This is a genomic window from Olleya sp. UBA1516 (assembly GCF_002323495.1).
Taxonomy (GTDB): domain Bacteria; phylum Bacteroidota; class Bacteroidia; order Flavobacteriales; family Flavobacteriaceae; genus Olleya.
The window spans coordinates 97,156-119,983 of the sequence record NZ_DCQO01000003.1 but is presented as its reverse complement, the minus strand read 5'-3'; the positions used below and the strand labels follow the sequence as shown (position 1 = coordinate 119,983).

17 protein-coding genes are annotated in these 22,828 nt (G+C 32.2%); 10 read left to right on the top strand and 7 right to left on the bottom strand.

Translation table 11 applies throughout. The annotated features are described in order from the left end of the window. Positions 1-1,429: chaperonin GroEL (gene groL, locus B2989_RS01000; RefSeq protein WP_292942784.1), on the top strand; the 1,429-nt coding region annotated here is incomplete at its 5' end. 77 nt (positions 1,430-1,506) lie between these two features. Here the strand turns inward: groL and B2989_RS00995 are convergent. The 3 genes from B2989_RS00995 to xrtF form a co-directional block, all read right to left on the bottom strand. Beyond that, a complete protein-coding gene (locus B2989_RS00995; protein WP_292942781.1) occupies positions 1,507-5,472 on the bottom strand; it encodes a LamG-like jellyroll fold domain-containing protein in 3,966 nt (1,321 codons plus the stop codon). A gap of 198 nt (positions 5,473-5,670) precedes the next feature. Further along, positions 5,671-6,099 carry an exosortase F system-associated membrane protein gene (locus tag B2989_RS00990; protein WP_292942778.1) on the bottom strand — a complete coding sequence of 143 codons (429 nt, stop codon included), beginning with the start codon at positions 6,097-6,099 and terminating at the stop codon, positions 5,671-5,673. Then, a complete protein-coding gene (gene xrtF / locus B2989_RS00985) occupies positions 6,100-6,642 on the bottom strand; it encodes an exosortase family protein XrtF (protein ID WP_145003321.1) in 543 nt (180 codons plus the stop codon). 79 nt (positions 6,643-6,721) lie between these two features. On the opposite strand from xrtF, the gene B2989_RS00980 reads away from it, so the two are divergent. The 7 genes from B2989_RS00980 to rodA all read left to right on the top strand — a co-directional run bounded on the left by B2989_RS00980 (position 6,722) and on the right by rodA (position 14,616). Further along, positions 6,722-7,177, top strand: coding sequence for a GAF domain-containing protein (locus B2989_RS00980; RefSeq protein ID WP_145003324.1), 456 nt, complete (start codon positions 6,722-6,724; stop codon positions 7,175-7,177). Positions 7,178-7,276: 99 nt separating this feature from the next. Then, positions 7,277-8,806 (top strand): bifunctional phosphoribosylaminoimidazolecarboxamide formyltransferase/IMP cyclohydrolase, encoded by a 1,530-nt coding sequence (gene purH, locus B2989_RS00975; protein WP_292942774.1) that lies wholly within the window; start codon positions 7,277-7,279, stop codon positions 8,804-8,806. A 246-nt stretch (positions 8,807-9,052) separates the two neighbouring features. Next, positions 9,053-10,081: a rod shape-determining protein gene (locus tag B2989_RS00970; protein ID WP_028283484.1), complete on the top strand. Its 1,029-nt coding sequence runs from the start codon at positions 9,053-9,055 to the stop codon at positions 10,079-10,081. 13 nt (positions 10,082-10,094) lie between these two features. Further along, positions 10,095-10,910: a rod shape-determining protein MreC gene (gene mreC, locus B2989_RS00965; protein ID WP_292942764.1), complete on the top strand. Its 816-nt coding sequence runs from the start codon at positions 10,095-10,097 to the stop codon at positions 10,908-10,910. Beyond that, a complete protein-coding gene (locus B2989_RS00960; RefSeq protein WP_145003330.1) occupies positions 10,903-11,409 on the top strand; it encodes a rod shape-determining protein MreD in 507 nt (168 codons plus the stop codon). The genes mreC and B2989_RS00960 overlap by 8 nt, the downstream gene beginning before the upstream one ends. Further along, positions 11,406-13,355: a penicillin-binding protein 2 gene (gene mrdA, locus B2989_RS00955; protein ID WP_292942759.1), complete on the top strand. Its 1,950-nt coding sequence runs from the start codon at positions 11,406-11,408 to the stop codon at positions 13,353-13,355. Before B2989_RS00960 ends, mrdA begins: the two co-directional genes overlap by 4 nt. Further along, positions 13,342-14,616, top strand: coding sequence for a rod shape-determining protein RodA (rodA, locus tag B2989_RS00950; RefSeq protein WP_292942756.1), 1,275 nt, complete (start codon positions 13,342-13,344; stop codon positions 14,614-14,616). Before mrdA ends, rodA begins: the two co-directional genes overlap by 14 nt. 98 nt (positions 14,617-14,714) lie before the next feature. On the opposite strand, the gene B2989_RS00945 is transcribed toward rodA, so the two are convergent. Both B2989_RS00945 and B2989_RS00940 read right to left on the bottom strand, forming a co-directional pair. Further along, on the bottom strand, positions 14,715-17,438 hold the full coding sequence (locus tag B2989_RS00945) for an outer membrane beta-barrel protein (RefSeq protein ID WP_292942753.1): 2,724 nt from the start codon (positions 17,436-17,438) through the stop codon (positions 14,715-14,717). A gap of 33 nt (positions 17,439-17,471) precedes the next feature. Continuing rightward, the gene (locus tag B2989_RS00940; protein WP_292942750.1) at positions 17,472-18,377 is read right to left on the bottom strand and encodes a GLPGLI family protein; all 906 of its coding nucleotides are present in this window, start codon (positions 18,375-18,377) and stop codon (positions 17,472-17,474) included. 156 nt (positions 18,378-18,533) lie between these two features. Between B2989_RS00940 and B2989_RS00935 the strand changes: the two genes are divergently transcribed. Both B2989_RS00935 and B2989_RS00930 read left to right on the top strand, forming a co-directional pair. Next, positions 18,534-19,313: a hypothetical protein gene (locus B2989_RS00935; protein WP_292942747.1), complete on the top strand. Its 780-nt coding sequence runs from the start codon at positions 18,534-18,536 to the stop codon at positions 19,311-19,313. Positions 19,314-19,315: 2 nt separating this feature from the next. Continuing rightward, entirely contained in the window at positions 19,316-19,930 is a 615-nt protein-coding gene (locus B2989_RS00930; RefSeq protein ID WP_145003349.1) for a deoxynucleoside kinase, read from the top strand. Positions 19,931-20,016: 86 nt separating this feature from the next. Here the strand turns inward: B2989_RS00930 and B2989_RS00925 are convergent, their stop codons facing one another. Further along, positions 20,017-21,060, bottom strand: coding sequence for an App1 family protein (locus B2989_RS00925; protein WP_292942743.1), 1,044 nt, complete (start codon positions 21,058-21,060; stop codon positions 20,017-20,019). A gap of 34 nt (positions 21,061-21,094) precedes the next feature. Beyond that, a partial coding sequence (locus B2989_RS00920; protein ID WP_292942740.1) for a sodium-translocating pyrophosphatase occupies positions 21,095-22,828 on the bottom strand: 1,734 nt, incomplete at its 5' end.

Here is a 22,828-nt window from a genome sequence, read left to right as displayed (position 1 = left end):
GGGAGCTCAAATGGTAAAAGAAGTAGCTTCAAAAACTAATGATTTAGCAGGAGACGGAACAACTACCGCTACTGTATTAGCACAAGCTATAGTAAAAGAAGGTTTAAAAAACGTTGCTGCAGGTGCCAATCCAATGGATTTAAAACGTGGAATTGACAAAGCAGTAGAAGCTATAGTAACTGATTTAGGTAAACAATCTAAAGAAGTAGGAAACTCTTCTGAAAAAATAAAACAAGTTGCCTCTATCTCTGCAAATAACGATGATGTTATTGGAGACTTAATTGCTAAAGCATTTGGTAAAGTTGGAAAAGAAGGTGTTATCACTGTAGAAGAAGCTAAAGGAACGGAAACGTACGTCGATATTGTAGAAGGTATGCAGTTTGACAGAGGATATTTATCTCCTTATTTTGTAACTAACAGTGACAAAATGATTACTGATTTAGAAAATCCATACATTTTATTATACGATAAAAAAGTATCTACAATGAAGGATTTATTACCAGTATTAGAGCCAGTTGCTCAATCAGGTAAACCTTTATTAATTATTGCAGAAGATGTTGATGGAGAAGCTTTAGCGACTTTAGTAGTTAATAAATTACGTGGCTCTCTTAAAATTGCTGCAGTTAAAGCTCCAGGGTTTGGAGACCGCAGAAAAGCAATGTTAGAAGATATTGCTATTTTAACAGGTGGAACAGTGGTATCTGAAGAGAGAGGTTTTACTCTTGAAAATACTACTTTAGAAATGTTAGGTACTGCAGAACGTGTTACAATTGACAAAGACAACACAACTGTTGTTAATGGAGCTGGAGACAAAAGCTTAATTAAAAACAGAGTTAATCAAATTAAAGCTCAGATTGAAACAACAACTAGTGACTACGATAAAGAGAAACTACAAGAACGTCTAGCTAAGTTAGCAGGTGGTGTTGCAGTACTTTATGTTGGTGCAGCTAGTGAAGTTGAAATGAAAGAGAAAAAAGACCGTGTAGATGATGCTTTACACGCAACTCGTGCTGCTGTAGAAGAAGGTATTGTTGCTGGAGGTGGTGTTGCTTTAGTTAGAGCAAAATCTGTTCTAGAAAAGATTACTACTGAAAACTTAGACGAAACTACAGGAATACAAATTGTAGCGCGTGCTATTGAAGCGCCTTTACGTACTATAGTTGAAAATGCTGGTGGAGAAGGTAGCGTTGTTGTTTCTAAGGTTATGGAAGGTAAAAAAGACTTTGGATACGATGCTAAGACAGAAACTTACGTAGACATGCTTAAAGCTGGTATTATAGATCCTAAAAAAGTAACAAGAATTGCATTAGAAAATGCTGCTTCTGTTGCTGGAATGATCTTAACTACTGAGTGCGCTTTAATTGATATTAAAGAAGAAAGCGCTGGAGGCGGAATGCCTATGGGTGGAGGTATGCCAGGAATGATGTAATACATTCTAAACCTATTATTAAAATACAAAAAAAGCCTCAACAAATGTTGAGGCTTTTTTATATCCTTAAATCTAAATTAGTTGATCGTAACTTTTTTAGATAATGTTCTTCCATCTTTTAAAGTAACATCTACAATGTAAACTCCAGTACTTAAGTTACTAAGCTTAACTCCAGAACTTACTTGGTTTGCACTTACGTTAGTCATTTTCATTACGTTTTGACCTAGCATATTAATTAAGTTTAAGCCTTTTATATCTTGACTCAAACCTTTAATATGAAGTTGGCTTAGATTATTATTTACAAAAATTGAAATATCGTTAGCAGCTTCAAAGTCTTCGTTTGATAAAGATTCACCTGAATTAAATACAATTTTAAAACGAGTAGCATCTTCTCCAGCTGTTGCACTAAAGTTATAATCTCCTGTTCTTAAATCGTGATACACACCTTCTAAAGTATCATATAAATAGATTACTTGATCATCATCAATGTTTTCTACCTCAGTCATTCTAATAGAATAAGTAACAGTTGCATCACTATTTAAAACTAATGCTACTTCTTTATCAGGTTGAATTGTAGAATACGCTTGAATAGTATATTTCTCATTATTTAATGTTGATAATAAATCGTTAGCAAAAAACTCATTTGCTTTAGCATCATAACCGTAATCAAAAACATCGTCTCCAGTATTATTACCAAAAGCTAATAATAACTCTCTTGTTAAATGATTAGAAGTTTCAAATTCTAATCTCATAACTTGCAATTCTGAATCACTAGCATCCGGAGTTGCTGCTGTAGTTGATCTCAAAAACTGAGAATCACCTGAAATCTCTGTTTTAAATACACGTTGATCGTTATTAAATTCTACATTTCCACTTCCTACAATTTCGGCCATAAACCCTTGAGCAACTGGAATGTAACGTTTTGGTGTTTTAGTACCACCTTGCACACCAGTATTATCACCATTTAAACCTACAAATTGATAAGCTTTGGTTCCTCCAACAAAATTTAAAGTCGCATAACCACCTTCATACTGATTTAAAATATGACTATTTCCAGCCCATTGCTCCCAAAGGTACACAGCTCCATTAATTAAACCTGCATTATCAGCTATAAATGTATTTGCATCAATAGCAGATGGATATGGATTACCTAATAAATACTGTGTTTTAGAAGTTCCTCCAACAGATCCAGGTCCACCTGCATCATTTACACTAATAAAAATGTCGCCATTATTTGGTTTTCCTTCGAAAAAATATTCAAAATCAGTAGTCCCTACTCCTGTTCCTTTTTGCGAATAACCTACTCCTGCTTCAATACCAGAGTTTTCATCCAATGGAGCCCATTGATAATAATTAAATCCGTTTTTATAAGTATATAACCAATACGTACTTAAAGTTGCAGGAGTAGTAACTGGAGGTGTATAACCTGTAGTAAACTGTATTGCTCCATTAGCATCACTTAACATATTTAAAGAGAAATCTGTATTATTAGCTACTGTACTTTGTACACCTACGGGAGAACTCCAATAGTTATATCTGTAAACATTATTAGTCCCTTGCTGACGTCTTATTATCTTACCAGAACTTGTCACCTTTAATTCACTTAATCTAGTTTGCACTAACTGAGATTCATTTTTCAAATTTAAAACTCCATTCAATTCTAGATACCAAGTGTTTTTAATTTCATTATCACCATTAACAACAAGTGTTTTATTATTGTCTATAATTAAACCTAAATGTGTGTGTGACGCATTTGTAGTCACTCGGTTTTTAATATGAACTATTGACCAATCTTTATTTGGTAAATTTTCAATATCCCAAACATCACCATGTAACCAAGTGCTTTCATTTGTCCAAGCTCCATTATCAGATGACTGATAAGGCATAGGCGCTGTTTGCTCCTGTACTGTTGTGATATTATTTAATTTTAAATGACGTAATGCGTTAGATTCGTCATAAGCCAAACCATTAACAATATTTGTCATTGGATAATATGCTTCTAATGCAGTCCATTGTATTGGTGCTGACGTTGTAAAATCAATAATATCTTTTTCAATAATTGCTCCTTGTATTGTTCCAGAGTTATTTTCTATTTCTTGATAAACCATACTCTGTAATTGATCTGTAGTTAACGCTTTTTTAAAGACTCTAACCTCATCAATATTACCATCTAAATGTCCAAAACCTGCTGGACTAGTATTGGTTGGATATCTTCCAACAGTAAAAGGTCTACTTGAATAAATATGAGAAGTTCCATTAAAATTTTTAGTTAGTAATTCTGAATTTAATAATGGATCTGTCTCAGTACCAACTAACTCACCATTGACGTATAGTTTAACAGAATTTGTTGATGCATCAAAAACACCTGCAATATGATACCATATATCACTATCAATTTTTAAATTAAGTGAAGGGTCTGGTAATGCTGTAAAACTTGTATCTGGAAAATTATCTGATGCAGTAACTTGATCCTGAGTATACACAAGAAATCCTGGTACTCTACCATTACTTATGTATAAACGCATATTTTCTTGACCTGCAATACTAAATAGGTTAGGCAACGCAGTATTATTCCCTTCAATTTTAACCCAAGCCATCATTGTAGCTTCTGTCCAATTACTAATAAAATTGGGCGCATCTAAATAATCATCAACACCATCAAAATCTATGGTATTAGATCCAATAATAGCTGTATTATTATCCCTATAATCTAAATCACCTCCTGTTGCTGCATCATTATCAAAATCTCCAAAAGAAGACACAAGGTTTGGAATATCTCCTGTAGTCACTTCGTCATTAGAGTCGTATCCTACAGTTACAAAATCAAAATTATTATCTAAACCATCTTTATCTGTATCAATGTTAGATAATGAGCTAGCCTGACCGTTTTCGTTAATATCTAAAATTCCGTCATTATCAGTATCTGTATCTAAATAATCTGGTAGATCTGTCCCATCTGTATTTACAGGTGTAAATCCAGAACCGTAATTATTATACAAACCGCTATTCGCTCCACTTGTATTTACAACTCCACTTGGAGCTATATATCCAGCTGTTGTCTGTGCTTCAACATTGTCAGGAATACCATCATTATCAACATCAATATCAAATTGTGGTTGACATAAAAAACTGTAAGCTAATCCATCTAACCCATGAGGATCATGTGTGCTCGCTCCTAATTGACCCGAAACTACAATGTGTCTAATAGCCACATGACTAACAGGGTCACTAGTAACAAAACCTATAGTGTTTTCAATATTTTGTCCAGCTAAAACAGATCCTCTAAAAGTACCGTTAGCATCATATAAATTAATGTTTCCTAATTGGTCATCTCCAATGTAGGAATTACTAAAATAAGCTATTAAGTTTCCGTCTGCATATACTTCGTAGTTTATAACCTCAGTATTAGCATTAGTATCGTATATATCTACAAAATCAAAACTAAAAGATGCTACAGGTTCAGTAAAATTAACGTTTACAGTATAGTAATCTCCCGTTAGATTACCTACCTCTGGGTAGACATATAAACCATTAGAAGGTCCACTACCCGAAGTAAAACCACCAGAAGTAGTTGGCCTAAATAAATTAATTCTAGCCTGTGATGTTCTTCTATAATAATTATCTTCAAAAGAAACAGTCCCATTAGCAAAAGTTCCAACACTTGTATTTGCAGAACCAGAAGTCCAAGACGATGCAGGAAAAGAATAATCCGAAGCGCCATTTAAAACTGTTAAAGGCTGACCTCTATCATATACTTCTTTTTGAAAACCAGACTCTTGATAACCTAAACCATTTGTATTGGCTCCAATTGTGTAGACTTGAATATTATTTAATTCCCAAGAAATTTTATCAACTTGTGCATTAGCAGCTCCAGGAATAGTGGGACACTCAACAGTATCTCTAATTCCGTCGTTATCATCATCGACATCTAATCGATCAACAATTCCGTCACTGTCAAAATCTGATTCTTGAGCTTGAGCTGTAAAAGACAAAAATAACATCGCACACAAAAGCGCACTGAAAAACAAAGTAGTTTTCTTCATAGGTTAAGATTTTAAATTTGAGGGATATATCATTACTCGGGCAAAGTAAATGATATTGAAGCAAAAGTAGGTTTACAGACTTAGACTGAAACCATTTAATCGCCAAAAGACACCTATAACCGACCAAATGTAAGAAAATGATTATTCTAACGATAAAAAACACTGAATACAAGCACATTAGAGTACTGTAACCTTAAATTATTGACGTAATTTATTGTAATAAAAAGCAGGAAATAGCAATAAAAGAATAATAGGTTGTATTAAAAAACGACGAAGGTTAAAAAAGATATAATAGTTTTCTTGTTTTGGATCTAAAACAAAATACAAATAACACATTATCAAAACTATAAACGACACTAAATAAATTATACTAGCAAATGTTATTAAACTTTTTTCTTTAAAAAAAGCATATAATATAAGTAACGAAATTATTGTATTTAAAAAATATCTAAACGAGGTATTAACCACTAACTTAAACACCTCTTGTCTTGGAGAATCCATGTATAGATAATCATTATGGAAAAATGATAAATATGGATCATAAAACAGCTCATTCTCAAACCATCTTATTAATGCCAAAAGGATAAACAAAAAAGCTACAATACCATATTTATAACATTTTTTCATCTACTTATTGATATTGGAAAACCGATTAACCCAAAACATCCAAAGTAAAAAAACCATACCATAAATTATAGCAGGAAAAATAACTGTATGCAACTCTTCCTTACGCCAAGGATAATGGTATAATCCAATAGACAATATAACGATGCGTAAAAGATTAACCACATACAATAAGACACTACCTGATAGTAAATACAAAACTGTTGTTTTAATTTTTCCTGAAAAAGCGACAATAAACGAAACAAATAGAATAATTATACTCATACCATTGCAACCCTCTATTACCCTAGCCAAATACTTACCTTCTAGTATTAACTTCATAGATGGTTCATTTGGATGCGGAATAACTTGTGTCGAATATCCAAAATTTTCTAGTAAGTTTTTAGATTGGTTAGCGACCAAATTAGTAATGTAATCGGGATAATACAAACTACCTTTTGAGGCGTCTAAATAAAAGTTATACGCCAGAGATAAAAATCCGTATACCAACAAAAAAGTAAGTATAAACTTGATTACTAGTCGATATTTTACAATTAAATCTTTCAATAAAAAAGAATAAATTTTAAGTTTTTATAATGGTTAAAATTACGTCTTTTTAAATACTTTTACCAAAATTTTCAAATAAATGGCTTTCGAAACTTTAAAACCTCAAATTGAAACTATTGTTTCCAATACAAATAATACTAGAGACGAAAAATTATTACAAATTTGCCAACTACTAGATGACAACGTTTCCTATTATAATTGGGTAGGTTTTTACTTTAAAAATGGAGATAAAAACGAACTTAAACTAGGACCATACGTTGGTGCTCCAACAGACCATACCATTATCCCTTTTGGTAAAGGTATTTGTGGTCAAGTCGCAGTTAGTAATCAAAATTTTGTAGTACCTGATGTTGCAGCACAAGACAATTACATTGCTTGTAGCATAACTGTTAAAGCAGAAATTGTTGTTCCTATTTTTGTAAATGGAGAAAATATAGGACAGATAGACATCGACTCCAACACACCTGATCCTTTTACAGAAGCTGACGAGCGCTTTTTAGAGTTTGTTTGTAGTAAAGTTTCAGAAATACTTTAGATGTTAATAACTACTTGTTTTAGTTGAAAAACCACTCAAGTTTTTCAACTAAAACAATTTCCTTTTACCTAAATTTGCTTGCTTATTAACACAACTATAATGAGCAACAAAACAATTAAATCTGCATTAATCTCAGTATTTAGCAAAGATGGATTAGAACCTATCGTTAAAGAGCTAAATAAACAAGGTGTAACCATCTACTCTACTGGTGGAACCGAAACTTTTATTAAAAACCTTGGTATTGACGTCGTTCCTGTAGAGGATGTGACATCATACCCTTCTATTTTAGGTGGTCGCGTAAAGACATTACATCCTAAAGTATTTGGAGGAATTTTAAATAGACAAAACCATGATGGTGATGTTAAAGAAATGAAAGACTTTGACATTCCACAAATAGATGTCGTTATAGTTGATTTATATCCTTTTGAAAAAACAGTAGCTTCTGGTGCTTCTAACCAAGATATTATCGAAAAAATTGATATTGGAGGGATTTCTTTAATTCGTGCTGCTGCTAAAAACTATGCAGACGTCATTTGCGTATCTTCTGTAGACGATTATGCTGAATTTTTAGAATTAATTACTGAGAAAAAAGGGGATTTATCTGAAGCTGACAGAAAAGCATTTGCTGCCAAAGCATTTAACGTGTCATCGCATTACGACTCTGCAATATTTAACTACTTTAATGCAGACCAAACTATTCCTGCTTTAAAATTAAGTGAAACAAACGGTAAAGTATTACGTTACGGAGAAAACCCACACCAAAAAGGATTTTTTTACGGAGACTTTGATGCACTTTTTACACAACTACATGGTAAAGAGTTAAGCTATAATAACCTTTTAGACGTAGATGCTGCAGTAAATTTAATTCAAGAATTTAAAGGTGAACAACCTACATTTGCAGTACTAAAACACAACAATGCATGTGGATTTGCACAACGTGACACAGTATTAAATGCGTATCTAGATGCATTAGCTGGTGATCCAGTATCTGCTTTTGGTGGTGTTTTAATTAGTAATACTGAAATTGATGAGGCTTGTGCTTCAGAGATTCATAAATTATTTTGTGAAGTTGTAATTGCACCTTCATTTACTGCGGAAGCTGAAGCAATTTTAAAAGGTAAGAAAAACAGAATTTTACTTGTTTTAAAAGACACTGATTTTGCTCCAACAACAGTTAGAACTTGCCTAAACGGAGTTTTAGTGCAAGATAAAAATAATAAAACAGACCAAATTGAAGATTTAACTTATGTAACAAATAACAAACCTTCTAGCGATGCTATTGATGATTTAATCTTTGCATCAAAAATATGTAAGCACACAAAATCAAATACTATTGTTTTAGTAAAAAACAGACAATTATGTGCGAGCGGAACTGGTCAAACTAGTCGTGTTGATGCTCTAAATCAAGCCATACACAAAGCTATGTCTTTTAACTTTGATTTAAAAGATAGCGTCATGGCTAGTGATGCATTTTTTCCGTTTCCGGATTGTGTAGAAATAGCTGGTAATGCAGGAATCACTAGTGTAATCCAACCTGGAGGATCTATCAAGGATCAATTAAGCATTGATTATTGTAATGAAAATAATATTGCAATGGTTATGACTGGTACACGTCATTTTAAACATTAATTAGTTTTATTTTAAAACGAAATTATATCAAATAGCTAAAAGCTTCAGTTTAAACACTGAAGCTTTTTTTTATACTATTTGGCTCAATTTCCGCGAAAGCGTTAAACGTCCAAAACTTGTTTTTTATCGTATCTTCTAATTGTGTGACGATTAATAAAATTTGTAAGGTATTAAATCCTTATATTACCATACTTTTATTACTTTTACTGCATCTTTTTAATAACGCCTTATAATTACAAATAACACATGGGATTTTTTGATTTCCTGACAGAAGAAATCGCTATAGATTTAGGTACTGCCAACACTTTAATTATTCATAACGACAAAGTCGTTGTCGATGCTCCTTCCATAGTTGCACGTGACCGTATTAGCGGAAAAATCATTGCTGTTGGACAAGAAGCCAACATGATGCAAGGTAAAACGCATGAAAACATTAAAACTATTAGGCCTTTAAAAGATGGTGTAATTGCAGATTTTGATGCGTCTGAGCAAATGATAAGTTTGTTTATTAAAAATATTCCTGCGTTAAAAAAGAAATTATTTACGCCTGCTTTACGTATGGTTATTTGTATTCCGTCTGGAATTACTGAGGTAGAAATGCGTGCGGTAAAAGAAAGTGCCGAACGTGTAAATGGTAAAGAAGTTTACTTAATACATGAGCCTATGGCTGCTGCTATTGGTATTGGTGTAGATATTATGCAACCAAAAGGGAATATGATTGTGGATATAGGTGGTGGTACTACTGAAATTGCAGTCATTGCTTTAGGAGGTATTGTTTGTGACAAATCTGTAAAAATTGCAGGTGATGTTTTTACTAACGATATTATTTATTACATGCGCACACAACATAACTTATATGTTGGAGAGCGTACTGCTGAAAAAATTAAAATACAAATTGGTGCTGCTACTGAGGATTTAGACCTTCCGCCAGAGGATATGAGCGTTCAAGGACGTGATCTTTTAACTGGTAAACCTAAGCAAGTACAAATTAGTTATAGAGAGATTGCTAAGGCTTTAGACAAATCCATTTTACGTATTGAGGATGCTGTTATGGAGACTTTATCTCAAACTCCTCCAGAGTTAGCTGCTGATATATACAATACTGGTATTTATCTTGCTGGTGGTGGATCTATGTTACGTGGTTTAGATAAGCGTCTGTCGCAAAAAACAGATTTACCTGTTTATATTGCAGAAGACCCTTTACGTGCTGTTGTTAGAGGTACAGGAATCACACTTAAAAATATTCCGAAATACAAAAGTGTATTGATAAAGTAGTAACAGAAACTGAATGCAACAAATTGTAAATTTTATACTTAGAAACAAATCGTTTTTGTTTTTCTTGTTGTTGCTTTGCGTTTCAGTAGGACTGACAATACAATCGCATTCTTATCATAAAAGTAAGTTTATAAACTCGGCTAATAATGTAACTGGTGGTGTTTATAATATAGGAAACTCGGTTAGTAGTTATTTTCATTTAAAGGAAGAAAATGACAAACTACATGAGGAAAATACACGTTTAAGATCTATATTAAATAATCAAGCGGAAAAGTCTGAGACCTTTATAGACTCAACCTCCTTCAACACTAAATATAAGTTTACAACCGCAAAGATTATTAAAAATAGCTACGCGTTACAAAACAATTTTTTAACTATCAATAAAGGTAGTAAAGACAGTATTAAACCAGATTTAGGGGTAATTTCGTCTAAAGGTATTATTGGCATTATTGGTAATACTAATAGTAAATATGCAACTGTAGTATCAATTTTAAACACGACTAATAAAATTAGCGGTCAGTTAAAAAAATCAAATCAGTTTGGTACTTTAAGCTGGAATGGTAAATCACCAAGATATATTCAGTTATCAGATATTCAGAAAAATGCAAAACTTAACAAAGGTGATACTATTATAACCTCTGGACGCTCTTCCATTTTTCCTAAAGGAATTTTAGTAGGTCAAGTTGAAGGTTTTAAACTAGATGCTACCAAAAATTACTACGAAGTAGAAATACTATTATTTAATGACATGACTAATCTTGAGCATGTTAGTGTGATAGAAAATAAGGATAAAAAACTAATTAATAATTTACTTCAATCTAATGAATAACCTACTATCTATACATACTGTAAGATTTGTTGTTCTTATATTACTGCAAGTACTTTTATTTAGTAAAATAAACTTTTTAGGTTATATAAACCCTTACATCTACATCCTTTTTATCGTTTTATATCCTGTTAAAAACAATCGCATTTTGTTTTTATTTATTAGTTTTTTAATGGGACTAATAATTGATATTTTTATGGATTCTGGTGGAGTAAATGCTACAGCTGCTTTGGTAGTTGCTTTTATAAGACCTGCAGTTTTAAAGTTTAGTTTTGGAGCAGTTTATGAGCATCAAGCCCTAAAATTTAATAACATTGATTTTGGTCAAAGACTAACGTATATAACGATACTAACATTTATTCATCATTTTACTTATTTTTTATTCGAAATATTTAACATATCAAAAATAATTTTAGTCCTTCAACACACGTTATTCTCTAGTATATTCACAATAACGCTATGTATTTTGATAACTTCTATATTTAGCACAAAATCTAAATGAGAAAATTATTTCTTCTTCTTTCTGTAATAATTGTAGGCCTTGTTTTTACTGGACGCTTGTTTTACTTACAAGTATACAAAGCAACCTCTACAAATTTATACGAAGATAATGCGATTAGAAAAGTTTTTGACTATCCTAAGCGTGGTTTTGTTTATGACAGAAATGGTAAACTTTTAGTATCCAACCAACCATCATACGATGTCATGGTAATTCCAAGAGAGGTTAAACCTTTAGATACTATTGAGTTTTGCAATCTTTTAAAAATAGACAAGCAAACTTTTATTGAAAAATATAATAAAGCTTATAGATATTCGCCACGATTACCATACGTATTTGTATCGCATTTATCCAAAGAGGACTATGCTGTATTACAAGAAAAAATGCGCAAGTACGAAGGGTTTTATATTCAAAAAAGAAATTTAAGAAAATACGAAACAGCTATTGGAGCCAATGTTTTAGGAGACATTGGAGAAGTTAACAATAGAAACATACAAAACGACAGCTATTACCAATCTGGAGACTTAATTGGTAAACAAGGTGTTGAAGCTTCTTACGAGACGACTTTACGTGGACAAAAGGGAATTAAATTTATACAAAAAGACAGATTTAATAGAAACCTTGGACCTTACCAAGACGGTATCCATGACACGTTACCAGAAGCAGGTAAAGACATAAAAATAACTATTGATGCTACTTTACAAGCCTATGGCGAGTTATTAATGACTAATAAAAGAGGAGGTATTATTGCCTTAGATCCTAAAACAGGCGAAATTTTAGCTTTAGTGTCTGGACCTAGTTACGACCCTAATATATTGGTCGGTAGAGATCGATCAAAAAACTTTACAAAACTTTATAACGACTCCATAGCTAATCCAACTTTTGATAGAGGATTACAGGCACAATACGCACCAGGTTCTCCTTTTAAAGTTATTAACGCACTTATAGGATTGCAGGAAGGTGTTGTTAACCCAACCGAACAATTTAGTTGCAGAATGGGTTATTATTATAACGGTAGAAAATTACATGGATGCCACAGTCATAGAAGTCCTGTTGATATGAATTTAGGGATCTACGAATCTTGCAATGCTTATTTTGTGAATGTCTACAGACGTATCGTAGAAAAATACCCAAATGCAGCCACAGGAATGGACGCATGGAGTAACCATGCTAAAAGTTTTGGTTTAGGTGATTATCTTGGATATGATTTAGTTGTTGGTAGAAAAGGACGCATTCCTGACAGTAAATTTTACGACAAATGGTATGGCAAAAATAGATGGAGCTCTACCTTTATGACCTCTAACGCAATTGGTCAAGGTGAAGTCGAAGCAACACCTATACAACTTGCAAATATGGTTGCAGCAATAGCTAATCGTGGCTATTTTATAACGCCTCATATTATTAAAGAAATTGAAGGAGAACCAATTGACGAAAAGTATAGAACACCAAGATATACTACCATTGACAGAAAACATTTTGAGCCTGTTGTACAAGGTATGTTTGATGTTTACAACAAGGGTACAGCAGCAAGTCTTCAAGTGGAAGGTATAGAAATTTGCGGGAAAACTGGGACTGCGGAAAATTATGCGAAAATTGATGGCGTAAAAACTCAGCTTACCGATCACTCCATATTTGTTGCTTTTGCACCAAAAGACAATCCTAAAATAGCAATTGCTGTTTTTGTTGAAAATGGGTATTGGGGAAGCCGATTTGCTGGTAGAATGGCTAGTCTAATGATTGAAAAATATTTAAAAGGAACCATATCACGAACAGATTTAGAAACTTGGATTTTAACACATAGTCTAGAAAACGAATATGCTAAACCACAATCCGGAGCACCTTTTAAAATTAACAGAGAAACACAAATGCAAATTGTGCCTGCACCTACATTAAAAGATGCCGACTTATTGCAGGAAGTGACACCTAAACTAAAAGATGAGGCAAACTGATAGATATTATAAATTTGATTGGTTAACAATCTTCCTGTTTTTTATTCTAGTCATTTTTGGTTGGGTAAACATAATCTCTGCATCACATTCTGGTGAAGCGTTGGAGTTTACAAATTTCTCTCATTTTTACAGTAAACAACTAGTATTTATAGGACTATCTATAGTTTTAATTGTTTTGGTACTCTCCATAGAGTCTAAGTTTTACGAGCGGTTTTCTAGCATTATTTATTTTATTGCCTTAATATCCTTAGCTGGTCTTTTTGTTTTTGGTAAAAATATAAATGGAGCAACATCTTGGTATCCAATTGGATCATTTACCTTTCAACCAGGCGAATTTGCTAAGGTTGCTACTGCGTTAGCTGTTGCTAAATATGTTAGCGATTTAAATACTGATATAAGGCGATTTAGTGATCAACTAAAAACCTTTGCTATTATAGTTGTACCTGCTCTTTTAGTTTTACTACAACCAGATGCTGGAAGTGCCATAGTTTATGGTGCATTTTTCTTTGTTTTATATAGAGAGGGATTACCACACATTTACTTAATTATTGGTGTTTTATTAATACTACTATCCATATTTGCTTTAAAATTTGGAGTTATTAGCACACTATTAATTACTGCAATTGTAGTACTTACATACTATTTTACAAGAAAAAAGAAACCTTCAATAATACAACCATTAATTGTAATACTACTATGCACGTCTTTAGCATTTACTGTCCGTTTTTTTTATGAAAATATACTGCCTGATCATCAAAAAGATCGTATTACAGTTTGGTTAAGTTTAGAAAAAGATCCTGACAAACTAGAACGCATGAAGAAGACCGTTGCTTACAACCTTAACGAGTCTGAAAAAGCAATTAGTAGTGGTGGATTTAAAGGAAAAGGCTTTTTAGAAGGTACACGTACAACTGGTAATTTTGTACCAGAACAACACACAGATTACATTTTTAGTACAGTTGGCGAAGAATGGGGTTTTATTGGAAGCTTCTTAACAGTCGTTGTATTTTTACTTTTAATTGTAAGAATATTAGTTTTAGCTGAAAGACAGAAGAATCAATTTAGCAGGATGTATGGTTATGCTGTAGGAGCTATTTTATTTTTACACTTTTTAATTAATATAGGCATGGTTATGGGATTAATACCTACTATTGGTATACCTCTACCCTTTTTTAGTTATGGAGGTTCTGGACTTTGGGGCTTTACTATATTAGTTTTTATTTTCATTAAGTTAGATTCTAATCGTATTAATCAGTGGTAAGTCTAAATAATAATTAAACATATTTACTATAACTTAGACCAAAACAAAAGCCCTTTAAACATTAATTTAAAGGGCTTTATAATATGACTTTATGTAACTTATAGATTATAAATAAACCTTGCAGTTAAAAATCTTGGTTGTATAAAATACTCACTAGTGCTAACTGAAAATGCTCCATTACTATTCTGTATTCTAGAATCTGTATCTAACAAGTTAGTTGCTTTTAATTCATATTCCCATTTACTATCACTAGTTTTACGGTAAGCTAAATTAGCATTCCATAATCCAAAACTATTACTATTACCATCAATAGTTTGACGACTATAAGTATAATCTGTTTTAAAAGTAAACTTTTTAAATATTAGTGCATCAAACTCAACAGCTGGTGCGTTAGTATATATTTTAGTAGTTCTATCTCCTTGAACACTGTTGTTTAAGCCATACGTATAGCGTATCTCAAAATTAGGTGCTTCTCTGAAGTTTGAACGCAACTCTGTGGTGTAACTTTGGTTATAATTTTCGTTAACCGAAATTTGAGTATTAATAAATTGATTAAACTTAGAATAATTAAATGTACCTCTTACACTGGCTTGTAATTTACCAAAACGTCTCTGAAAACGTCCACTAGCACTTAAACTTTCATCCTCTAAGCCAGAATTATATGGTGTACTAGTTCTAATAACTGATCCAGGTTGAAACTCTGATACGTTTCTAATGTTATCAATATTCTTAGAATAATTTATAAATGCAAATACATTAGTATAATTAAACATATTAAAGCTAAAGTAGCTTAAGTTTATATTATGTGATAATGCACTTTCTAGCTCTGGATTACCTATAAACTGCGAGTTATAATTATTTAAAACTAAACCTTGAGCAAACTGATTTACATCTGTAAATTGGGTTTGCATTTTGTATGATAAATTTAAATTTTCAGTTCCTTTTAATTGCACACGTACATTTAAATCAGGAAGCACTCTAAAAAAGTTATCTTTAGTTGTTGTGTTAAATTGATCATTAACTGCACTATAAGCATGCGCAGATAAACCTGGACTAATAGTAAATTTACCTGTTTTAAATCGGTAATGCGCACCAAGATATATATCGCTAAATGTATATTTAATATCATTTATATCTGACACTCCTGGTATTGATGTGTTGGTGTCAACTTCGCTACCATCATCCAAAGCCTGAAACACATTAGAATCAAACTGTTGATTGCTATATATGGTACCAACAGTAAAGTTAATATCACTTTTTTTGTTTAAAATATTCCAATAGTCAACCTTAGCATCTAACTGATTGGTCTTAACACGTTTTTGTTGATTTACATCGTAAGAAACCTGCGTACCATCTAGACCTAAACCTACTGCAGTATTATCAAATGGATCTGCCGAACTTGTTGGATCATTTTGTAATAGTGCATTATAAAAAGGATCTTCATCTTGTAATAAATGTTGAACGGATAATGCAAAAATATTATCTTCATCCATGGTATAATAATAATTCAGGTTTTGATTTATTTTATACGGATTAGTTTCTTCAAATTGCTCAATTGCACCAACAACATTAGAAAAAGTTCCGTTAAATTGCTGATCCTTAGAGGTACGTCCAAGTATATCATAATCCAATTGATTATTAGCATTTGGTTTATACTTAGCACTAAATTTAACTAGTCCTAAATCACTTTTTTGTTGCGTATTACTAGCTGTAGTTTCATCTGGAATCCCTAATGTCTGATCTGTATATAAGACTTGACTGTCTTCTTGTAATTCAATTCTGCTACTAGCAAAAATCGCAAATCCACTAACGTCCAAAACACTTGTTGGCGAGTAACTAAAGTTAGCTGCACCAAATTTGGTATTTAAACTTTTAGCTTGATTATTTTGAAGTTGTCTAAAGCCTAAATCGTTGCTTCCTAAGCTAATATTGGTTCCGCTTTGTTGACTAGGTTGTTGGAAACCACCGGAAAAATTAAATATATCTCGTCTAGATAATGCCAACTCTCCAATGTTGTTTAAGTCACCAATAAAGTTGATACTTTTTTTAGGGCTATAGTAAAATAATTTAGGTTGTGCTAAGTACAACTCGCCACTACTAGAATCTCCTCCTCCTGCTGTTATTGTTCCAAACCAAAAGTTTTTCTTACCCTCTTTTAATTTAATATTAATAGCAATATTATCTTGATTATTAGTCACACCACTTAACTGTCCAACTTCAGAATAGTTCTTTAAAACTTGCACTTTATCAATAGCATTTGCAGGAATATTTTTTGTAGCTAATTTAGTATCACCATCAAAAAACTCCTTACCATCAATCATGACTTTACCAACCTTTTTTCCTTCTATTTCAACCTCACCATCATCATTTACCTCAACGCCTGGCATTTTCTCTAATACATCACCAAGTTTACGTTCTGTTCCGTTTTTAAAAGAATCTGCATTATAGGTTATTGTATCTCCACTAATAGTTACAGGCATTTCATAGGTGATTTCAATTTCATCCAAACTATTGTCCATAGCCATTACATAATCTTTAAAAAGATCCGCTTCCTTAGTTTGAATGGTTTCAGAAATTTGTTTCATTCCAATATAACTAACCTGAATGCTATAAGAAGAATTAACATCTAAATTTAATTTATAACGTCCTTTATCATTAGTGATAGAATACGCTTCAAGCGTTTTTGTTGCTTGGTTTATAGCAACAACATTAGCTAACTCTAGTCCATATCCTGTACTATCCTTAACGACACCTTCAAACTTGACTTGAGCAAAAGTGGTACTTACTACTAAAAACAGTAGTGCTGTAAATAAGTGTTTCATTTGTTATTTTTGATTGGTTTTTATTGAAAAAAATTAATTTCTACCTCTTCCACCACGTGATCTAAACATCTCGCGCATTTCTTCCATTTTTTTCTTTACAATGTCTTGGTATTCTTCCATTGTCACTTCTTTACCTTTGGTTGGTTTTTTAATTTCGTTTTTATCAGAAGGATTCATAACAATTTTAGAACATAAAATAGTTGTTCTACCTGCATTAACCTCTAATATTAAACCTGGAAGTCCCCAATATTCACCAGGACCACTATTAACTGGTATGTCCATTGTGTACCATGCAGTCACTTCAATTTCTTCTGGAATTTCAATATCATCAAAAGGATCTTTTGGTGCATCAGTTTTAGTGCTATCTTTTTTTACTTCTGCAACTTCTTTATTATCGTCCTTCTTTTTATCTCCATCATTTCCTCTTCTTCTCATATTTGTCCAATCTGCAGCGTCTACTTTTTTAGTAGCAGTTGCTTTAAAAGCGGTGTATTTACCGATCTGCTTAGACTCGCCACTCATTTTCCAATCTAATTTTACTAAACTATCGTTAATTAAAAATTGCTTTCCAAAAAACTCTTGATCATGTAATAGCACGTTTTCTTTTACATCCTTATAGATTGTTCCAGCAGCCATTCCACCCATCATAAAACCTCTACCTCCACCACCAGGAGCCTCTAATGCTTCATCTTCTTTATAAGTAGATTCTGATTTATTAAAATCTAGAATAAATGTTTTTTCAAGCATTGTTTTCATACGCTCCATTATCATTTTTTTTCGCTCTGGACTTAACTCACGACCACCAAAATTATCCATATCCATTGTCGTTTTTGACATGTAAGTTGCCTGACCCTGAAAAGCATCTTGCGCAAAAACGCTTGAAGTAATAATCAATACTAACAGTGTTGCTAGATTTTTAAAAGTTGATTTTAATTTCATTTTATTTAAATTTTATTATTTGATATTCTACACTTTAGACTCTTATTTTTACAGATAGTTTAATCTATAACAGATAAAAGTTACTAATAAAAATATTAGTCTACTTGACAAACAAATTGTTACAGGTTTGGTTTAGTTTTTGTACATTGTTAACCCATGAAACAACTAGTGCTTTTCTTTTTTATCAGCTGCTTAACACTGTCCGCTCAAGACAAAATATCTGTAAATTACATAGCAGTGGACAGCCTTAATGCTGATGTTTTTATTTCTAAAAATAATTTTGAAAACCTATATTATGTTCAAAATAATGTGCTTTTTAAAAAATCGGATAAACACACTATTAATTACAGCAATATCCAATTAGGCAATATAACGTCTGTACACACTTTTAATCCATTAAAAATTAATGTGTTTTATGGTGACTTAAACACTGTAATTATATTAGATAATAGATTAGCCGAAGTCTCTAAATTAGACTTTAACACGTTACAACCTTATAAAAATATTTCTCACATTACAACGGGTTTTGACAATACAATATGGTTATTTAATCAAGATTTTCAATACTTAGAGTTGTATGATTATCAAACCAAAACCACACGCTATAAGACAATTCTGGTTAGCTCCAAAGTATTAGACCTGACTAGTAATTATAATTATTGTTGGCTTCTTACCGAAAACAACTTGTATTGCTATAATTATTTTGGAAGCTTAGTTTATAAGTTTAAAAATGATAGCTACACAAACATTAAAGCTTACAACGAAAATTTAATACTTGAGAAAGAAAATATATTAAATTTTTATAACCACGAAACAAAAACTATAAGTGCGATCGATATACCAAATATGTTAATAAGTCAGTTTTTTGTAACCAATCAAATCCTGTATATTTACACTCGCAAATTACTTTATCAATACCAACTTAAAACAGACTAACTATGCACGTTGCCATAGCAGGAAATATAGGCGCAGGAAAAACGACGCTTACTAAATTATTAGCCAAACACTTTAACTGGGAGGCTCAATTAGAGGACGTTGTAGACAACCCTTACCTTGACGATTTTTACAATCAAATGGAGCGTTGGAGTTTTAACCTACAGGTTTACTTTTTGAATAGTCGTTTTAGACAAGTATCACAAATTCGCGAAAGCGGAAGAGATATTATTCAGGATAGAACAATATATGAGGATGCGCACATTTTTGCTCCTAATTTACATGCAATGGGTTTAATGACCAATCGTGATTTTGAAAACTATAAATCGTTATTTGATTTAATGGAAGGTTTTGTTGAAGGTCCAGATTTATTGATTTACTTACGTAGCTCTATCCCAAATCTAGTATCTCAAATACATAAACGTGGTCGTGATTACGAAAACTCAATTAGTATTGACTATTTAAGTAGATTAAACGAACGTTATGAAGCTTGGATCCATGGATATACTAAAGGTAATTTATTAGTAATTGATGTAGATAATATGGACTTTGTTGCTAATCCTGAAGATTTAGGAACTATAATTAATAAAATTGATGCTGAAATAAATGGGTTATTTTAGAGTAACTTAACTTGTTTAAAAAACAGTTTAAATATAAAAAAGGTTACATAATTATGTGACCTTTTTTTTATGACTAAAAAGGGTAACTACTTAATAAATCCATTTGTTCTAGCATGTATTATAGCGTCCTTGCTAGAATTAACTAATAAAACAGGCGTTGTATTATAAGCGTTAAGTAAACTTTTTACTCTTTTAATTTTTTTATTATCGTTTACACTTCTTAAATAAACCGCTTTAATACGATTGGGAAAAGTATTAACAATCTCTAGATAAATATCTGGATCATGCTCTCCACTATCACCTATTAATATAAAAGTAAAATCGGGATATGTCTTTAATATGTTTTGTATTTCTAACTGTTTTGCTGGCTTACAAGTAGATGACTTTTTCTTAAAAATAGTTCTGAAACTTCTAAGTAAAATAGGGCCTTTTGGGAAATTATTTTTTTTGAGAAAAAACTCTAAGTAGCGATACAAATTCCATGGACTATGACTAACATAAAATATAGGATTAGTCTTATCTCCATTTGGTCCTTTATGCAATAAATGATAAAACTCAGCAGCGCCTTCAAGTGGTATTCTATTTTGAGCATGCTTAAAAAAAGTATTATATAATACACGCCATTTTAATATAGAAACCACTCCTGTATGCAATATAGTGTCATCAATATCACTAATAATTCCAAAATCAGAATTTAAATTAGGGATAAGTATTTGCGCAGGAAACTTATTTTGATTTTGTATGTTTCGCTTTAGGGTAGCATCATCATAGGCGACTTCAATATTTAACCAACCTTCAGTATTTATGAATACCTCAACATCCTCAATTGCTCTATCTATTTTATAATAACCATCTTTATCTGTCTTGGTATAAATGACTTTATTATTAGGCAATGTTATTTTTAGCTTTGTCTTTTTAACCTCGTCTGTTTCAAATCTTTTCCATGTATTTAAAACTAAAGCTAGTAAGCTTTTTTGTTCTAAATCAATAGTTTCATCTTCCAACGCACGACCACGATGGTATAATCGCTTAGATGTACCATAACTTAAAAATGAAATAATTTGCAAAGGATCTTTCTTAAACCAACTCATCACATCAAATATAATATAAAAAAAACCTGCTAAAGTCATTAGCAGGTTTAAAATTTAAATTTCTTATAAAGGATTACCCTTTTTTGACATCAATTTTTTTAATTGTTTTTTTGTTTTGTTCAGTCGCTACGTTATTAGACGCTTCAAAGTCTCTTAATTTAGCATCTACATCTTCCTTACTTCCTCTAAAGCGTTCTTGTTTAACAACCTCTTCTCCATCAATAATTACAGAATAAGTTATTGTTGCCTCAGCAATATTATCGTTAACTATCATTTCTTTTTCAATAGTTACTTGGTCTGTATTAGCTACTCCAGTTTCGGTATGACCTCCTAAAATTGGTGCAATTACTAAACCAATTAAACAGGTTAACTTAATTAAAATATTCATTGATGGTCCAGAAGTATCTTTAAATGGATCTCCAACAGTATCTCCTGTTACTGCTGCTTTATGTGCATCACTCCCTTTAAAAGTCATCTCACCATTAATTTCGACACCTGCTTCAAAAGATTTTTTTGCATTATCCCATGCGCCTCCAGCATTATTCTGAAAAATAGCCCAAAGCACACCACTTACAGTAACACCAGCCATGTAACCTCCTAGCATTTCAGCAATTGCTAAATGTTTCATTCCAAAAATCATAGGAACAAAAGCAATTACCAAAGGAAACCCAATGGTTAATAATCCTGGTAACATCATTTCTTTTAAAGATGCTTTGGTTGAAATAGCAACACACTTATCGTATTCTGGCTTACCAGTACCTTCCATTATACCTGGAATATCTCTAAATTGTCTACGCACTTCTTCAACCATTTCCATAGCTGCTTTTCCTACAGCATTCATTGCCAATGCAGAAAAAACTACAGGCACCATTCCTCCTACAAATAACATTGCTAAAACTGGTGCTTTAAAAATATTAATTCCGTCAATACCTGTAAATGTGACATAAGCAGCAAATAAGGCTAATGATGTTAATGCTGCAGACGCAATAGCAAAACCTTTACCTGTTGCTGCAGTTGTGTTTCCAACCGAGTCTAGTATATCTGTACGTTCTCTTACAATTGGTTCTTGCTCACTCATTTCGGCAATACCTCCTGCATTATCAGATATTGGTCCAAACGCATCAATTGCTAATTGCATTGCAGTAGTTGCCATCATTGCAGAGGCTGCTAAAGCAACACCATAAAATCCTGCCAATGCGTACGATGCCCATATTGCTCCTGCAAATAGTAATACTGAAGGAAATGTAGATATCATACCTGTTGCTAAACCTGCAATAATATTTGTTCCTGCTCCTGTACTAGACTGTTGTACTATTTTTAAAATTGGCTTTTTACCTAATCCTGTATAATATTCGGTTACCGAAGAAATTACTGCTCCTACAAATAGACCCACTAAAGTTGCATAAAACACTCTTATGCTAGAAATATCTTGGAGACCTTCTCCAAAAAAGTTCATTTGCATTGTTTCTGGTAGCATCCAAGTCACTAATCCATAACATGCAGCAGCAACTAAACCAATAGACATCCAGTTTCCAAGATTCAAAGCTCCCATTACTTGTGACTCTTTAGCGTCATTACTACTAATTTTAACTAATAGCGTTCCAATTATAGAAATTATTATTCCCACTCCTGCAATAGACATAGGAAGTAGAATAGGACCAATACCTCCAAAAGCATCAGTGATTGCTCCACCCATATCTTTAATTACATAATTACCTAAAACCATTGCTGCTAAAACAGTTGCAACATACGATCCAAATAAATCGGCTCCCATACCAGCAACGTCTCCAACATTATCACCAACATT

Bases quoted from the DNA above. Each gene is read 5' to 3' on its own strand.
- B2989_RS00995 (WP_292942781.1), bottom strand. From the start codon at position 5,472: ATGAAGAAAACTACTTTGTTTTTCAGTGCGCTTTTGTGTGCGATGTTA.
- B2989_RS00990 (WP_292942778.1), bottom strand. From the start codon at position 6,099: ATGAAAAAATGTTATAAATATGGTATTGTAGCTTTTTTGTTTATCCTT.
- B2989_RS00980 (WP_145003324.1), top strand. From the start codon at position 6,722: ATGGCTTTCGAAACTTTAAAACCTCAAATTGAAACTATTGTTTCCAAT.
- purH (WP_292942774.1), top strand. From the start codon at position 7,277: ATGAGCAACAAAACAATTAAATCTGCATTAATCTCAGTATTTAGCAAA.
- B2989_RS00970 (WP_028283484.1), top strand. From the start codon at position 9,053: ATGGGATTTTTTGATTTCCTGACAGAAGAAATCGCTATAGATTTAGGT.
- mreC (WP_292942764.1), top strand. From the start codon at position 10,095: ATGCAACAAATTGTAAATTTTATACTTAGAAACAAATCGTTTTTGTTT.
- B2989_RS00960 (WP_145003330.1), top strand. From the start codon at position 10,903: ATGAATAACCTACTATCTATACATACTGTAAGATTTGTTGTTCTTATA.
- mrdA (WP_292942759.1), top strand. From the start codon at position 11,406: ATGAGAAAATTATTTCTTCTTCTTTCTGTAATAATTGTAGGCCTTGTT.
- rodA (WP_292942756.1), top strand. From the start codon at position 13,342: ATGAGGCAAACTGATAGATATTATAAATTTGATTGGTTAACAATCTTC.
- B2989_RS00945 (WP_292942753.1), bottom strand. From the start codon at position 17,438: ATGAAACACTTATTTACAGCACTACTGTTTTTAGTAGTAAGTACCACT.
- B2989_RS00940 (WP_292942750.1), bottom strand. From the start codon at position 18,377: ATGAAATTAAAATCAACTTTTAAAAATCTAGCAACACTGTTAGTATTG.
- B2989_RS00935 (WP_292942747.1), top strand. From the start codon at position 18,534: ATGAAACAACTAGTGCTTTTCTTTTTTATCAGCTGCTTAACACTGTCC.
- B2989_RS00930 (WP_145003349.1), top strand. From the start codon at position 19,316: ATGCACGTTGCCATAGCAGGAAATATAGGCGCAGGAAAAACGACGCTT.
- B2989_RS00925 (WP_292942743.1), bottom strand. From the start codon at position 21,060: ATGACTTTAGCAGGTTTTTTTTATATTATATTTGATGTGATGAGTTGG.